This is a genomic window from Micromonospora sp. NPDC049004, from assembly GCF_040649315.1.
GTDB lineage: Bacteria > Actinomycetota > Actinomycetes > Mycobacteriales > Micromonosporaceae > Micromonospora.
Genome location: NZ_JBEZFG010000007.1, coordinates 285,405 through 301,112, shown reverse-complemented (window position 1 = coordinate 301,112; position 15,708 = coordinate 285,405). Strand labels below are relative to the sequence as shown.

The window sequence follows — 15,708 nt, the reverse complement described above, 5'->3', positions numbered from 1 at the left end:
AGACGACCCTGAACACCGACCCGACTCAGCAGACCACCACCGGCTGGTGGACCGAGGCCGCCATCTACCAGATCTACCCACGCTCGTTCGCCGACTCCGACGGCGACGGCATCGGTGACCTGCCGGGCATCACCGCCCGCCTCGACCACCTCGTCGAGCTGGGCGTGGACGCGGTGTGGCTCTCCCCGTTCTATCCGTCGCCGCAGGCCGACGCCGGTTACGACGTGGCCGACTACCGGGACGTCGACCCGCTGTTCGGCACGCTCGCCGACGCGGACAAGCTGATCACCGAGGCCCGCTCCCGCGGCCTGCGGGTGATCGTCGACCTGGTGCCGAACCACACCTCGTCGGCGCACCGCTGGTTCCAGGCCGCGCTGACCGCCGCGCCGGGCAGCCCGGAACGGTCCCGGTACATCTTCCGCGACGGCCTCGGCCCGGCCGGTGACCAGCCGCCGAACGACTGGCAGAGCGTCTTCGGCGGGCCGGCCTGGACCCGGACGGTCGACCCGGACGGCCGACCCGGCCAGTGGTACCTGCACCTGTTCGACACCGGCCAGCCGGACCTCAACTGGGACAACCCGGAGGTGCACCAGGAGTTCCTGGACGTGCTGCGGTTCTGGCTGGACCGCGGGGTGGACGGCTTCCGCGTCGACGTGGCCCACGGCCTCGTCAAGCAGGCCGACCTGGCCGACTGGCAGGAGCCCCAGGAGATCCTCTCCGGCAACGAGGTGGACAAGCCGCGCCCGCCGATGTGGGACCAGGAGGGCGTCCACGAGATCTACCGCCAGTGGCGGCGGGTCCTGGACAGCTACCCCGGCGAGCGGGTGCTGGTCGCGGAGGCGTGGGTGGAGCCGGCCGAGCGGCTGGCCCGCTACGTCCGCCCGGACGAGATGCACCAGGCTTTCAACTTCGAGTACCTGCTCGCCTCCTGGACCGCGCCGGCCCAGTACGCGGTGATCACCCGCTCCCTGGAGGCGACCGACTCGGTGGGGGCGCCGACGACCTGGGTGCTGTCCAACCACGACGTGGTACGCCACGCCTCGCGGCTCGGACTGGCCATCGGCGGCGGCCGGCCCAACGGCATCGGCATCGGCGACCCGCAGCCGGACGCCGCGCTCGGCCTGCGCCGGGCCCGAGCGGCCACCCTGCTGATGCTCGCCCTGCCCGGCTCGGCGTACCTCTATCAGGGCGAGGAGCTGGGCCTGCCCGAGCACACCACGATGCCCGACGAGGCCCGGCAGGACCCGACCTGGGCGCGCAGCGGGCACACCCAGCGGGGCCGGGACGGCTGCCGGGTGCCGATCCCGTGGGAGGCCGATGCCCCGTCGTACGGCTTCGGGCCCACCGACGCCAGCTGGCTGCCGCAACCGCCGTCCTGGGCGGAGTACGCGCTGGACCGGCAGCGCGACGTGCCCGGCTCGACGTACGAGCTGTACCGCTCGGCCCTGCGGCTGCGCCGCGCGCACGGCCTGGGCCGGGGCACGCTGGAGTGGCTGTCCTCCAACGACGAGGTGCTGGCCTTCCGCAACGGCGAGCTGACGGTCCTGACCAACTTCGGCGACACGCCGGTGCCGGTTCCGGCCAACGCCGAGGTGCTCGCCTCCAGCGCACCCCTGGACGACCAGTCCGCGATCCCGACCGACGTGACGGTCTGGCTCCACGCCTGACCTACCTACCCCGCGCCGATCTTGCACTTTCGGTCGATGGTATGAGGCACTTCGCCCATATTGTCGGGACAGAAAGTGCAAGATCGCGGGATGGGTGGGTGACGGGGTTAGAGGCGGTTGGCGCGGGTGTGGAGCAGGTTGTGGACGTTGTCGATGTCCCGTGGTGAGGTTCGCGAGGCGAGCCAGTACATGACGCCGGTGGGAATGAAGAAGAGCTGGAACGCGGCCAGCCCGACGGCGAAGTTCAGCGGTGGCGGGAAGGCCGCGCGCAGTCCCTGGAACGCCACGCCGACCAGCCCGTTGCCGGCCGCCCGGCCGACCCCGTTGACCAGGTTGCCGAGGCTGTAGACGGTCCCCCGGTGCTCGGGTGGGTTCACGTCGGCGATCAGCGCGAACCAGTTCGGCGAGTTGGCCGAGGTCAGCGCGAGCGCCACCACGGCGGTGAGCAGGCTGAGGCCCACCGACGGCTCGGTGACCACGCTGGACAGCACCGCGCCGATCACCGCGCCGGCGCTGCCACCGTCGGGCACGTCGATGGTCACCGGCACGAAGAACAACACCAGGTAGAACGGCAGCGCCGCGAGGATGCCGACCGCCGCGACCAGGGCCCGCCCCCGGGGGGTCCGCCGCTGCACCGCGTCACCGACCAGCCCACCCACGATGGAGAGCACGCCACCGAGCTGGAACAGCGTGGCGAAGACGCTCCCCACCACCACTGCTGTCGACTCCGAGTAGCCCTGGGCCTCGGCCCGTTCGGCGAACAGCACCGGCAGCCAGACCAGCGAGCCGAACGCCGCCTGCGCGGTCAGGCCCTGCAGGATCAGCCACCGGTTGGTCCGCCGGGCCAGGATTCTCGGCACGTCGGCCCGGCTGATCCGGTAGTCGTAGTCCGCGCCGGCGTCCAGCGCGTCGGCCAACTCCGGCTCGCTCTGGCCGCGCCGAACGTCGTAGGTGAACAGGTACGCCACGGTGGCGGCCAGGCCCACCCCGGTCAGCAGCAGGAACGGCCGCCGCCAGTCCGCCGCGCCGAGCAGGCCGCCGACCAGCGTGCCGGCGAGCGTGCCGACGCCCTGGGAGAGCCCCCAGAAGCTCATCACCAGCCCGCGCCGGGCCGGCGAGATCAGGTCGGTGACCACCGAGAAGCCCACCGAGCCGACCGCGCCGAGACCTACCGCCGCGACGAGTTGGGCGGCCAGGAACGTGAGGTACCCGCCGGCGAACGCGCTGCCGCCGGTGCCCGCCGCCCAGAGCAGTGTGCCCACCATGAGCAGCGGTTTGCGGTTGCTCCGGTCCCCGACGTACGCCCAGCCGACCGCGGCCACCGCGCTGACCAGGAAGCTGACGGCGGTGACCAGCCCGAGCAGCCGCCCCGACACGTCGAACGCGCCGGCGATCGGCTTGTAGAGCGGTGGGACGAGCCCGATCGCCACGTTGTCGAGCGAGGCGAGCAGCACGAACACCGCGACGCTGTACAGCCGGTGCGCCCGGCCGCCGCCCCGGCCCCGCCGGCGCTGGCCGGGCCCGCCACTGGTCACGCTCATGACGGGCAGCCAACCAGACTCCGGCACGCACGTCGCGACGCGGGTGGCTGCCGGTCGGCTCCCACCCGCGTCGACTCCGACGGATCAGCGGCGATCGAGGACCAGTCCGCGGGCCGCTGCGTACTGGTCGCGGACGGCGGGGACGGGCTCCGCCGCGTACTCCTCGGTGCCCTTGATCTCCCACTGCGGCGGCGTCGGACCGCCGAGGGCCACCCAGGCGGCCTGGCGGGCGGCACCGTCGGCCACGTACTCCCCCGCGGGCGGGACGACCACCGGGCAGCCGAAGACCTGCGGTGCGATCCGGCGGACCGCGGCCGAGCGTGCCCCGCCGCCGACGAGGATGACCCGGCGGACGGTGGCACCCTGCGCGGTCAGCGCGTCCAGGCCGTCGGCGAGCGCGCAGAGCATGCCCTCCACCGCGGCCCGGGCCAGGTGCGCGGGGGTCGACGTGCGCAGGGTCAGCCCGTGCACCGCGCCGGTGGCGAGCGGTCGGTTGGGCGTCCGCTCACCCTCCAGGTAGGGCACCATGACCAGCCCGTCCGCGCCGGCCGGCGCGGAGAGCGCCAGCTCGGCCAGCTCGTCCAGGCCGACGCCCAGCATCGTGGCGGCCGCGTCCAGCACCCGGGCGGCGTTGAGCGTGCAGACCAGCGGCAGGAAGCGGCCCGACGCGTCGGCGAAGCCGGCCACCGCGCCGCTCTCGTCGGCGGCCGGCACGTCGGCCACGCTGAACACCGTGCCGGAGGTGCCGATCGAGACGACCACGTCACCGGGGCCCGCGCCGACGCCGAACGCGGCGGCGGCGTTGTCGCCGGTGCCCGCGCCGAGCAGCGCGCCACCCCCACCCAGCTCGTCGGCCAGCGTGCCGGCCGACTCCGCCGGGCCCAGCACCTCGGGCACGACGAGCTGCCGGCCGAAGGCCCGTTCCAGCAGGTCCAGACGGTAGGAACCGGTGGACGGAGACCAGTAGCCGGTGCCGCTGGCGTCACCCCGGTCGGTCCGCAGCCCCGCCAGCCCCGGCGCACCCGCGAGCCGCCAGGTCAACCAGTCGTGCGGCAGGCAGACGGCCGCCACCCGGGCAGCCAGATCCGGCTCGTGCCGGGCCAGCCAGCGCAGCTTGGTGATGGTGAAGCTCGCCACCGGCACGCTGCCGGTGGCCTCGGCCCAGAACCGCCGCCCGGCCGAGCCGCCGCCGGCCTCCTCGATGAGGTCGGCGGCGGCGTCGGCGGAGCGGGTGTCGTTCCACAGCAGGGCCGGGCGGACCACCCGGCCCGCCTCGTCGAGGCAGACCATGCCGTGCTGCTGGCCGCCGACGGAGACCGCCGCGACGTCGGTCAGCCCGCCGGCCTCGTCGGCGGCGCTGCGCAGCGCCTGCCACCAGGCTTCCGGGTCGACCTCGGTGCCGTCCGGGTGCGGTGCCCGGCCCTGCCGGAGCAGAGCGCCGGTCTCCGCATCCCGGATGACCACCTTGCACGACTGGGTGGACGAGTCGACGCCTGCGACCAACGGCATGGCGGGGCCTCAGCGAGCGCCGAGCAGGTGCTCGACGGCGAGCTGGTTGAGCCGGACGAAGGCGAAGCCCCGCGCGGCCACCGCGTCCACGTCGACGTCCTCGAACGCGGACCGGTCGGCCAGGAACTCCTCGTAGCCCTCGCCGTCGCCGAGCGTCGGCGTGCTCAGCTCGCCGACCTTGCTGGCGGCGAGCGCCTCGATGACCTCGGGGTCGGCACGGAACGCCGCGGCGCGCTCCTTGAGCAGCAGGTAGGTGCTCATGTTGGCCGCGGCCGACGCCCACACCCCGTCCATGTCCTCGGTGCGCGACGGCTTGTAGTCGAAGTGCCGGGGCCCGTCGTAGGCCGGCCCGCCGTTCGGACCGCCGTTCTCCAGGAGGTCCACCAGGGCGAACGCGTTCATCAGGTCACCGTGGCCGAAGACCAGGTCCTGGTCGTACTTGATGCCCCGCTGGCCGTTGAGGTCCAGGTGGAACAGCTTGCCCTGCCAGAGCGCCTGGGCGATGCCGTGCGCGTAGTTGAGCCCGGCCATCTGCTCGTGCCCGACCTCCGGGTTGAGGCCGACCAGCTCCGGGTGCTCCAACTGGGAGATGAAGCCGAGCGCGTGGCCGATGGTGGGCAGCAGGATGTCGCCGCGCGGCTCGTTGGGCTTGGGCTCCAGGGCGAACCGCAGGTTGTAGCCCTTGTCGATCGAGTACTGGGTGAGCAGGTTGACGGCCTCGCGGTAGCGGTCCAGGGCGGCCTGGACGTCCTTGGCGAGGTCGTACTCGGAGCCCTCCCGGCCACCCCACATGACGAAGGTGCTCGCGCCCAGCTCGGCGGCCAGGTCGAGCTGGCGCAGCACCTTGCGCAGCGCGTAGCGGCGAACGTCGCGGTCGTTGCTGGTGAAGCCGCCGTCCTTGAAGATCGGGTGGGTGAAGAGGTTGGTGGTCACCATCGGCACCACGAGGCCGGTCTCGTCGAGCGCCTTGCGGAACCGCGCGATGTGCTGATCGCGGGTCGCGGCGTCGGCCCCGAACGGGATCAGGTCGTCGTCGTGGAAGGTGATGCCGTACGCGCCCAGCTCGGCGAGCCGGTGCACTGCCTCGACCGCGTCGAGCTCGGGACGGGTCGCGTCGCCGAACGGGTCGCGGGCCTGCCAGCCCACGGTCCAGAGCCCGAAGGAGAACTTGTCGGCGGGGGTGGGACGGGGTGCCATGAGGGACCTCCGGGGTGGTGATGTCAGGTATTTGTTCAGCGATTGAATTATTTGCCCGCCCTATGGCACTGTCAAGGGGTGAGCCCCACCCACGCCCCGGCCGGCGCAGCCCGTCAGGGCAGCCTCCGCGAGCTCAACCTCGCCCTGGTTCTCGGCCGGATCGCCGCCGCCGACCGTCCCCCGTCCCGGGCCGACCTGGCCACCGCCACCGGCCTGACCCGAGCCACCGTCTCGGCGGTGGTCGAGGACCTGCTCGCGGGCCAACTGGTCAGCGAGGCCGACCCGGCGCCCCGGGCGGGCGCCGGACGGCCGGCCCGGGGGCTGGTCCTGGCCGACCAGGGCCCGGCCGGGCTCGGCCTGGAGGTCAACGTCGACTACCTGACGGTATGCGTCGTCGACCTCGCCGGCCAGGTCCGGCACCGCACCGTGCACCGGGCCGACCTGCGCCCGGTCGCCCCCGCCGACGCGCTGGCCCGCCTCGTCCACCTGGCCGGGGAGGCCCGCGCCGACGCGGCCCGCCAGGGCCTCACCCTGGCCGGAGCCGCGCTCGCCGTACCCGGCCTGGTGGACGACGCCGGCCTGGTCCGGCTCGCGCCGAACCTCGGCTGGCGCGACGTCGCGGTTCCCGAACTGCTCAGCGGGCACCCGCCCCTGACCGATCAGGTGCCCGGCGTACCGGCCCTGGTGGTGGACAACGAGGCCAACCTCGCGGCGCTCGGCGAGCTGCACTCCCGCCCGCCCGGCCCGGCGAGCTTCCTGCACATCTCCGGCGAGGTCGGCATCGGCGCGGGGATCGTCCTGGACGGCGCGCTGTTCCGCGGCGTACGCGGCTGGAGCGGCGAGATCGGCCACCTCCCGGTCCACCCCGAGGGCCGTCCGTGCCGCTGCGGAGGGCAGGGTTGCCTGGAGCAGTACGCCGGCCAGGAGGCGATCGTGGCCGGCGCCGGGCTGGTACGCGCGGAGCTTCCCGCGGACACCGCGACGGCGCGGCTGGCCGAGTTGGCCGAGGCCGGTGACCCGGCCGCGCTGCGGGCGCTGCACGACGCCGGTACGGCACTCGGGGTGGCGGTGGCCGGCGTGGTCAACCTGCTGGACCTGGACACCGTCGTGCTCGGCGGCGGGTACGCCCCGTTGGCGCCCTGGCTGTGCCCGCCGGTGCTCGCCGAGATCGCGGCCCGGGTGCTCACCGCCGCCTGGTCACCCGTAACGGTCCGGCCCTCGACCCTCGGTCCGGAGGCCGCAGCCGTGGGCGCGGCCGGCTCGGTGGTACGGCGGATCGTCGCCCGCCCCGCAGGCTGGCTGAACCGCTCCGCCTGACGCGCTCTGGGCGTGCGTCGGTACGGCTCGGTACGCTTGCCGTCGAGCAACGATCGGCAGGCGAGGAGCCGGGAGCAGCATGCGTACAGGTCGTCGGACACCCGGCGGCGTCGGGCCGTGACCACGACCCGACGGGGCGGCATCGCCGGTCCGGTCGACGGCGACGGGCAGGCGTCGCGCCGACCGACCCGCCAATCCGGCGGCGGTGCGCTGCCGGCCGACTCGCCGCTGGCCCGCGAACTGCTCGACGGGCTCGCCGAGGCCGTGCTGACGACCGACGAGACCGGCCGGGTCACCCTCGTCAACGCCCGGGCCGCCCACCTGCTCCCGGAGATCGTCGCGGGCGTCGAGCTGTCCGAGTGTCAGGTGGCGGCACTGGCCCGGGCCGTCCGGGACGGCGCCGAGAGCTTCGACGCCGAGCACCACGGCCGGCACCTGCGGGGTGGTCGACGGCAGCTCGCCGGCAGCCGGTACGCCTGGTACGTCCGGGACGTCACCGAGGAACACGCCCGCACCGACGCCCTGCTGGCCGAACGCTCCCGTACGGCGTTCCTCGCCCAGGCCGGCAGCCGGCTCGGGCTGTCCCTGCACCGGGACCAGACGCTCCGCTCCACCGCCACCCTCGCCGTGCCGTACCTGGCCGACGCGGCCGTGGCGGTGCTCCGGCCGCCCGCGCCGGCCGAGCCGCACCCGCGCTGGACGCGGTACGCCGACGGTGACCCCGCGCCGGTCACCGGGGTCGCCGGCCCGGAGCTGGCCGACGCCGTCCCCGGCCTCAGCGAGGCGCTCGACGGCGTAGCCACCGAGCCGAGCCCTCGGCGGGACGCCGAGGCCGCGGACCTGAGCGCGGTGCTTCCGGCCGGGTTCGGCCCGCCGGGCGCGGTGCTGGTCAGCCCGATGCCCGGTTCCGGGGGGTCGGCCGGCGCGCTGGTGCTGGTCCGCCGTGCCGGGCGGGCCGGCTTCGATCCACGCGACGTCGAGCTGGCCCGCGAGTTCGCCGCGCGGGCCGGCGCGGCGCTGGCCGCCGCCGAGCTGTACGGCGAGCAGGCCCACCTGGCCCGGGTGTTGCAGACCAGCCTGCTCCCGCCGGAGCTGCCGGCGGTGCCCGGTGTGCGCATGGCCGGTGGCTACCGGGCCGCCGGGGACACGCTGCGCATCGGCGGCGACTTCTACGAGGTCTTCCCGCACGCGCGGGGCGCGCTGTTCGCGTTGGGCGACGTGTCCGGCAAGGGCGTCGGGGCGGCAGTGCTCACCGGCCGGGTCCGCCAGTCGCTGCAGACCCTGCGACTGGTCGAGCAGCGACCGCTGGAGCTGATCCACCTGCTCAACCGCACCCTGTTCGACGCGCCCGACGCCGCACGGCGCAGCCAGCTCACCACCCTGCTGCTCGGGTCACTGGAGCGCGGGCCGGCGGGGGTGGACATCCGGATCGCCGGCGGCGGCCACCCCGCGCCGCTGCTGGTCACCGCCGCCGGTTCGGTGGTCCCGGTTCCGGTGGGTGGAATGCCGGTCGGCGCGCTGGCCGACGCCCGGTTCGCCGAGGCCCGGGTGCACCTCGACCCGGGCGACCTGCTCCTCGCGTACACCGACGGGGTGACCGAGGCGAACGGCGGGCCGATCCACGCCGAGAAGTTCGGTGCGCAGCGGCTGCGCGCCGCGCTCGCCGCCGCTGCCGGGCTGCCTCCGGCCGCGCTTGTCGACAGGCTGCTCCAGGTGGTGGACGAATGGCTGGGCGGGCAGGCGCACGACGACATCGCCATGTTGGCGGTGTGCGCGTCGACGCCGGCCTGAGTCAGGCGGTCCGGGCCACCGGCGGTTCACCGCTGGGCCATTCGCGGGCCGGGCCCACCGCCCGCTCGGGGCCGCTCTGCCACACCGCTCGGGTCGACGGCTCCGGGTGCTCCGACGAGTCCCTCGCCGGCCTGGTGGGCCGGTCCGGGTCCCGCGGGTCCGCGTCGTCCGGCCAGTCGTCCCGCCCCGGCGGCCGGTCCCCGTCATCCGGCGCCGAGCCGCTTCGGGCCTGCTGCCGACGGGCGGCGTCGTCGAACTCCCGCATCCCGCTCACCAGGGCGGCCCGGCCTGCCGGCGTCATCGCCGCCAGCACGGCGGAAATCCGCTTCTGGCGGTCCGCGCGCAGCTCCGTGAGGAGTCGACGGGCCTCCGGGGTGAGATGCAGGGAGATCTCCCGCCGGTCGAAGCGGCCCGGCTCGCGCTCCAGCATGCCGGCCGCCACCAGGCGGTCGCAGAGCCGGCTGGCGGAACTGAGCAACATGTCCAGGCGGGTGGCGAGCCGGCGTAGGTTGATCCCGTCGTGTTGCTCGACCACCATCACAGCCCGTAGTTGGGCTCCGGAGACCCGGCTGGCGGTCGCCTCCCGGGCGGAATCCCATACGCCCAACAGGGCACCCGCCGCCGCGTCCAATGCGGCAGCCATACTCGTCGCAGGGTCCGGTGGACCGTGTTCTTCGGCCATGGTGGCCCGAGAGTACTCCGAAGCCACTGGTCGTCGAGCTTTGATCAAGGAGGCCTGATGAGCGAACCGGTCAATCGGGCACGACGTACCCTGAACGAGACACCCGCCGACCGTCTCGTGGGCGGCATCGGGGGGATCCTCGACGAGGCGTACGGGATCACCGAAGCGGAGTTGTACCAGGTCGACTACCGCCTCTCGGAGCTGCTGCCACTCACCGAGGGTGACTCCCTGCGGGGCGCCGGACACCCCGCCTGGCGTGCCTTCGACCACCAGTCGCCTCTGCTGGTCGACGGCACCGCCTGGGTGCCGGTCAGCATGCGCGGCGAACGGCGGGGCGTCCTGCGCCTGGCGCCGGTGGCCGACGACCCGGCCGTGCTCGGTGAGCTGGCCGACATCGCCACCGCGCTCGCGCACGAGCTGGCGGCCGTCTCCCCCGGCACCGACGTCTACAGCGTCGCGCGGCGCAGCCAGCGGCTCACGCTGGCCGCCGAGATGCAGTGGGACCTGCTCCCCGGCCGCAGCCGGATCCGCCCCTCGTTCAGCCTGGCCGGGCAGCTGGAGCCGGCGTACGCCGTGCGGGGGGACAGCTTCGACTGGTCCGACGACGGGCAGAAGCTCTGGCTCTCCACGGTCAACGGAACCGGTGAGGGCGTCGCGGCTTCCCTGCTCACGTCGCTGGCCACCCACGCGCTGCGCAACGCCCGCCGGGCCGGCCTCGGTCTGGGTGATCAGGCAGCCCTCGCCGACCAGGCCATCTACGACGAGTACCGGGGCAAGCGGCACCTCTCCGTGCTGTTGATGGAGCTGGACCTGCGCTCCGGGACGATGACAGTGGTGGACGCCGGCTCGCCACGGCTCGTCCTGCTGCGGCACGGGGAGGTCACCGAGCAACCGCTGGAGGCGCAGTTCCCGCTCGGCATGTTCGAGGCGACCGACTACCACGAGCAGACGTTCACGCTGGAACGCGGCGACCGGCTCTTCGTGGTCAGCGACGGCGTGGTGGAGGCCACCGGGCAGAGCGTGCGCTACGGCGAGACGGCACTGGACCGGTTCCTGCGCCGGACGGGCCCGATGGAGCCGCTGGACGCCGTACGGTCGCTGATCGGCGACCTGCGCGCGTTCGTGGCCGGCGACCTCGTCGACGACGCCGTGGTGGTCTGCCTGGACTGGACCGGCCCGCAGGAGTGAACGGCGGCGGTCAGTACGCGCCGCGGCTGTTCAGCACCGCGCCGGCGGTCTTCCAGAGGATGGTGAGGTCGGCGGCGAGCGACCAGTTCTCCACGTAGTAGAGATCGAGTCGGATGCCGTCCTCCCAGCTCAGGTCGGACCGGCCGCTGACCTGCCACAGCCCGGTCATGCCGGGCTTGACCAGCAGCCGCCGGGCCACGTCACCGTCGTAGCGGGCGACCTCCGAGGGCAGCGGCGGACGCGGCCCGACCAGGCTCATCTGGCCCAGCAGCACGTTGACCAGCTGCGGCAGCTCGTCGAGCGACCACTTGCGCAGCAGCCGGCCGACCCGGGTCACCCGGGGGTCGTCGCGCATCTTGAACATCAGGCCGTCGGTCTCGTTGCGGGTCGCCAGCTCGGCGAGCAGCGCGTCGGCGTTGACCACCATCGTCCGGAACTTGAACACGCCGAACTCCTGCCCGCCCCGGCCCACCCGGACTTGGCGGAAGAGCACCGGCCCCCGGCTGTCCAGTTTGATGGCCACCGCGATGACCGCGATCAGCGGCAGCAGCAACGCCAACGCCAGCGACGACGCGGACCTGTCGACGAACCCCTTGACCAGCTTGCGGGCACCGCGGAACTCGGGCGCCTCGACGTGGATCAGCGGGAGCCCGGCGACCGGACGGGTGTGGATGCGCGGGCCGGCCACGTCGGTAAGCGCGGGTGCCACGACGAGGTCGACGCCGGTCCCCTCCAACTGCCAACCGAGCCGACGCAGTCGGGCCGCCGTCAGCTCACCGGAGGCGGTCACCGCGACCGTGTCCGCCCCGATCGCGGTGGCGGCCTCCGGGATGCCCCGGAACGAACCCACCACCGGCACGTCACCGAGTCGCTGGGCCACCGGAGCGAGCAGCGCGTCGGGGATGCACGCGCCGACCACCTGATAGCCGGCGTACGGCTCCCGGCGCAGGGTGTGCACCAACTCCAGGACGTGTGCGGTGTCGCCGACCACGAGCACCTTGCGCGACCAGCCGGCGCCCTTCGAGCGGGCCCGGTGCAGGCGTTTGCGCGCGACGAACCGGGTCACCTCCAGCCCGAGGGTGCCGACCGCGAACGAGATGCCGAGGAAACCCCGGGAGACGCCGACGTCGGCGATGTAGCCGGCGATGGCGATCGCGCCGGCCAGCCGCAGGCTCGCCGAGCTGACCCGCCGGTACTCGTCCGCCCCGTAGCCGACGACCCGGTCGTCGTAGCAGCCGAGCGCCTTGAGGGAGATCAGCCAGGCCAGGACCAACCCCGGCGCCACCAGCACGTACGGGATCTTGGAGCCGACCGGCTCCTCGTCCCCGAACCGGCCGACGTACCCGACGAGCAGCGCGATGATGAGGATGGTGGTGTCCAGCACGACCAGGACCCGGACGTAGGACCGTTCGTCGGCGCGGGCCACCAGCCCGTTCGGCGGGCCTTCCGGAGTCGCCGAGGTGCTGGCAGGGGTCAACAGGGTCGCCGCGGTCACCGGCCCTCCCACTCTGCTCAGGACGGCCCCGGCCGACGAGTCGGACCGGAGGCGGACGGACGATGCCGGGACACGTCGACATCCTGCCCTGATAACTATGACTGCCGATTGCTTCCGACGTATTGCCGTCACTTTTCTTCAACCCTGCGGCCATAAAAGGAACCCGCCGCACCGCTGACGCGGTACGGCGGGTTTCTCCTGCTGTGCGGCCGGTCAGCGCGGCGCCGGGGGGCGGCGCGCGATGGCGGTGAGGAAGATGCTGCCGATCTCGTTCGGGTCCTTGGTGACGAACACGTCGCCGCCGGTCACCTTGGTGATCGACTCCAACTCGGTCTTGCTGACGCCCTCGCCGATACCGATCATGATGACCTGCACGGGCCGCTCCGGGTCGGCGATCTGCTTGAGCTTGGCGAGCAGTTGCGCCTGGTTGAGACCGTTGTCGTCCTCGTTCTTGCCGTCGGTGAACAGCACGATCGAGTTGACCCGGCCAGGCTGCCAGTCCTCCTGCACCGCCTGGTACGCGGCCAGCATGGTGTCGTAGAGGCCGGTGTCACCGCTGGACGGCTTGATCGTGGCCAGCGCCCCCTCCAACTGCGTCCGCTGGCCGGAGAGCGGCCCGATCGGGACCAGTTCCCGGTAGTCCCGGTTGCCGACCAACTTCGTGGAGAAGGTCCACAGGCCGATGGACCAGGAGTCGTCGAAGAGGCCCAGGCCGCGGCGGGCCGCGTCCACGGTGACCTCCTCGCGGCTGCGGTTGTTGGCGCTGGGCACCTGGTCCTTCATCGAGCCGGAGACGTCGATGACGGCGAGCATCCGGCCGGACTGGGTGGCGATCGACCAGCTGGAGACGACACGCTGTATCGCGGCCGGGTCCAGGCCGCCCGCCGCGGTGCCGCCGGCCGCCGGGGCGGTCGACGCGCCGCCGGCCGGGCTCGGGGCGCCCTGCGGCGCGTTGAAGCCGGCACCCCAGTTGCCGTCCGGACCGCGCAGCGACTGCGCCGCCAGCCGGTCCCGGAACTTCGGGGCGGTGAGCAGCTCGAACAGCACCTTCGCCGCGGCCGCCTTGGTCGGCTCGATGCCGGGCAGCACCGCGTACGGGTAGTCCAGCGGCATCGGGGCCGGCTCCATGTAGAGCGCGGCGAGCGGCACCGGGGGCTTCTTGCTGTTGTAGGCGATCACGTCTTCTTCGGAGAGCGCCGCCGCTCCGAGCGCGCTCGCGATGGACGTCGGGTCCGTGGCGGTCGGGAAGCGGGCCAGCAGGTCGTTGCGGAGCGAGGAGCGACCCGTGGCCAGCGCCCGCAGCGCGCCGACGGTTTTGCGCTGCGCGTCCCCGCCGGAGCCGCTGGCGGCCGTGGTCAGCGAGAGCAGGCCGGACAGGCCGGCCGCGTCCCGGGTCGGCTCGACGATGCCGGTACGCAGCGGCTTGCTGCTGTTGACCTGCTTGAGCAGATCGGTCCAGGTGAACTTGGCGTTGGGCCACCCCAGCCGCGTGGCCACCGGCTCGGGCATCGCCACGACCACGGGGCTGCGCGCGATGGAGGCGCCGTTGGTCGGCGCGAACGCGGTGGCGTCCTTCTTCAGACGCAGCAGCCAGGTCGACGAGTCCGGCACCCAGACGTCCGGGGTGACGGCCGTTCCGCTGGCCTGACCGACGCCGGCCAGCACGGCACCGTGCTTCGCGGCCACCACGGCGGCCACGTCGACCGGGTCGGACGCCGAGACGTCCACCCGGATGCAGGTGGGGCCGACCGCGGCGCCGTCCTTGACCCACTGGGACGCGGCGGCGTCCACCGCGGGCGCCAGCTCGGAGGCGACCGCGACGGCGAGTCGAATCTCTCCTGAACAGCTGGGCTGGATCAGCTCCTTATAGCCGAACCAGACGCCGGTGGTGACGACGAGAACCGTCGCCGTCGCGGCGGCGGCTGCTAGATGGAGTTTCGAACGCATGCGATGGCGGCCTGCTGACACGCTGACCATCTTGCGTATTAGGTGCCGTCTCTGCCACATCCGTTCGGACTAAAGTTACGCAGGAGAAACAGTTGATCACTTTTTAGCAACAGAGTGTGACGAGATGGCCCCACGCCGTTGCCAAACCGGTTTCTCTCTCACGTCCGGTCCCGCCGCCCGACCGACTCACGGCAGCACGCAGGTCGGGCTCGCCACCGCGACGGGCTCGCCGACCGGTGCCGGGATGCCGGTGCTCGCGTCCCGCCGGAAGGCCCGCACCATGTCCGCCCGCTCGTCGGCGACGTACAGGTGCTCGCCGATGAGGGCGAAGTGCCGCGGCCACTCACCGCCGGTGTCCACTTCGGCCACCAGCTCGGGCAGCTCACCGGCCAGGTCGAAGACGGCGATGGTGCCGACCCCGCGGTTGGCGACGTAGAGGAAACGGCCGTCCGGGTCGACCGCGACCTCCGACGGCTGGACGTGGCCCGCCCGCTCACTCGCCTCGACCCGGCCACGCTGGTGCAGCGCCCCGTCGTCGGTCAACTCGTACGCGGTGACCGAGGCGTCCAGCTCGCCGACCAGATAGCAGCGCCGGCCGTCGGGATGGCGGGCCAGGTGCCGGGGCCCGGTGCCGGGCGCCGTCCGCATCCGCGGACCGCGCGGGACCAGCCGCCCGCTCGCCCCGTCCAGGTCGTACCGGTAGACCGAGTCGGTGCCGAGATCCACCGCCAGCAGCGGCCCTCGACCCCGGCCCGGGGAGACCATGTGGGCGTGCGCCCGGTCCTGGCGTTCCGGGTCGGGGCCGTGCCCCTCGTGCACCACCAGATCGGTGCGCTCGCCGGGAACGCCCTGCGCGTCGAGCGGGAAGACCGCGACGCTGCCGCCGCCGTAGTTGGCCGCCGCCAAATGGTCACCGTCGGGCAGCACCGCCAGGTGACAGGGCTCGGCGCCGCCGGTCGAGAAGCTGCCGAGCGCGTCCAGCGCGCCGTCCGGACCGACCTGCCAGGCGCTGATCGCCCCGTCGGTCAGCTCGTTGACCGCGTAGAGCACCGGACGGGTGGGGTGCCGCACGAGGAACGACGGCGACGGCGTGACCGCCACCGTGCCGAGGGAGGTCAGCACCCCGGTTGCCGGGTCCCGGTGAGCGGCGACGATGCCGCTGCCCCGCCCTCCGCTCTGCGCGGTGTAACCCCCGATGTGGACGATCCCGCCCTGACCAGTCACGCTGCACCCCTTTGCCGGCATCCTGGAGTAGATCCAACCAGAGCTGCCCACGGAGCCGACCCGCTAACCGGCTTTCCGGGGACCGGATCGGCCCGCCGATCCCGCGTCGGCGGGCCGGTGCCAGGTCGCCCGCCCGCACGGCGGGGTCGG

The 15,708-nt window shown here is 73.4% G+C and carries 11 protein-coding genes; 4 read left to right on the top strand and 7 right to left on the bottom strand.

Annotation, left to right across the window (positions count from 1 at the left end; translation table 11 throughout):
• The first annotated feature begins 8 nt into the window (after window positions 1–8).
• Window positions 9–1,667, top strand: coding sequence for a glycoside hydrolase family 13 protein (locus AB0B97_RS22455; protein WP_357496258.1), 1,659 nt, complete (start codon window positions 9–11; stop codon window positions 1,665–1,667).
• Between the two features lie 107 nt (window positions 1,668–1,774).
• Here the strand turns inward: AB0B97_RS22455 and AB0B97_RS22450 are convergent, their stop codons facing one another.
• From AB0B97_RS22450 to xylA, 3 genes are all read right to left on the bottom strand, one after another.
• Entirely contained in the window at window positions 1,775–3,208 is a 1,434-nt protein-coding gene (locus AB0B97_RS22450) for an MFS transporter (RefSeq protein WP_357496086.1), read from the bottom strand.
• An 84-nt stretch (window positions 3,209–3,292) separates the two neighbouring features.
• A complete protein-coding gene (xylB, locus tag AB0B97_RS22445; RefSeq protein WP_234582079.1) occupies window positions 3,293–4,717 on the bottom strand; it encodes a xylulokinase in 1,425 nt (474 codons plus the stop codon).
• 9 nt (window positions 4,718–4,726) lie between these two features.
• On the bottom strand, window positions 4,727–5,914 hold the full coding sequence (gene xylA / locus AB0B97_RS22440; RefSeq protein ID WP_234582078.1) for a xylose isomerase: 1,188 nt from the start codon (window positions 5,912–5,914) through the stop codon (window positions 4,727–4,729).
• 78 nt (window positions 5,915–5,992) lie between these two features.
• On the opposite strand from xylA, the gene AB0B97_RS22435 reads away from it, so the two are divergent.
• Window positions 5,993–7,231 carry an ROK family transcriptional regulator gene (locus AB0B97_RS22435; protein WP_234582077.1) on the top strand — a complete coding sequence of 413 codons (1,239 nt, stop codon included), beginning with the start codon at window positions 5,993–5,995 and terminating at the stop codon, window positions 7,229–7,231.
• Window positions 7,232–7,348: 117 nt separating this feature from the next.
• Window positions 7,349–9,022 (top strand): SpoIIE family protein phosphatase, encoded by a 1,674-nt coding sequence (locus AB0B97_RS22430; protein WP_357496083.1) that lies wholly within the window; start codon window positions 7,349–7,351, stop codon window positions 9,020–9,022.
• 1 nt (window position 9,023) lies between these two features.
• Here AB0B97_RS22430 and AB0B97_RS22425 read toward each other — a convergent pair whose 3' ends face one another.
• Window positions 9,024–9,629 carry a MarR family transcriptional regulator gene (locus AB0B97_RS22425; protein ID WP_357496081.1) on the bottom strand — a complete coding sequence of 202 codons (606 nt, stop codon included), beginning with the start codon at window positions 9,627–9,629 and terminating at the stop codon, window positions 9,024–9,026.
• 132 nt (window positions 9,630–9,761) lie between these two features.
• On the opposite strand from AB0B97_RS22425, the gene AB0B97_RS22420 reads away from it, so the two are divergent.
• Window positions 9,762–10,892 (top strand): PP2C family protein-serine/threonine phosphatase, encoded by a 1,131-nt coding sequence (locus AB0B97_RS22420; protein ID WP_357496079.1) that lies wholly within the window; start codon window positions 9,762–9,764, stop codon window positions 10,890–10,892.
• A gap of 10 nt (window positions 10,893–10,902) precedes the next feature.
• On the opposite strand, the gene AB0B97_RS22415 is transcribed toward AB0B97_RS22420, so the two are convergent.
• The 3 genes from AB0B97_RS22415 to AB0B97_RS22405 all read right to left on the bottom strand — a co-directional run bounded on the left by AB0B97_RS22415 (window position 10,903) and on the right by AB0B97_RS22405 (window position 15,558).
• Window positions 10,903–12,387, bottom strand: a complete 1,485-nt coding sequence (locus tag AB0B97_RS22415; RefSeq protein WP_357496077.1) for a sugar transferase — start codon at window positions 12,385–12,387, stop codon at window positions 10,903–10,905.
• Between the two features lie 213 nt (window positions 12,388–12,600).
• Entirely contained in the window at window positions 12,601–14,355 is a 1,755-nt protein-coding gene (locus AB0B97_RS22410) for a substrate-binding domain-containing protein (RefSeq protein WP_234582072.1), read from the bottom strand.
• 165 nt (window positions 14,356–14,520) lie between these two features.
• Window positions 14,521–15,558: a lactonase family protein gene (locus tag AB0B97_RS22405; RefSeq protein ID WP_234582071.1), complete on the bottom strand. Its 1,038-nt coding sequence runs from the start codon at window positions 15,556–15,558 to the stop codon at window positions 14,521–14,523.
• Window positions 15,559–15,708 lie beyond the last annotated feature (150 nt).

Coding starts and splice junctions, on each gene's coding strand:
- xylA (WP_234582078.1), bottom strand. CDS start 5,914: ATGGCACCCCGTCCCACCCCCGCCGACAAGTTCTCCTTCGGGCTCTGG.
- AB0B97_RS22420 (WP_357496079.1), top strand. CDS start 9,762: ATGAGCGAACCGGTCAATCGGGCACGACGTACCCTGAACGAGACACCC.
- xylB (WP_234582079.1), bottom strand. CDS start 4,717: ATGCCGTTGGTCGCAGGCGTCGACTCGTCCACCCAGTCGTGCAAGGTG.
- AB0B97_RS22450 (WP_357496086.1), bottom strand. CDS start 3,208: ATGAGCGTGACCAGTGGCGGGCCCGGCCAGCGCCGGCGGGGCCGGGGC.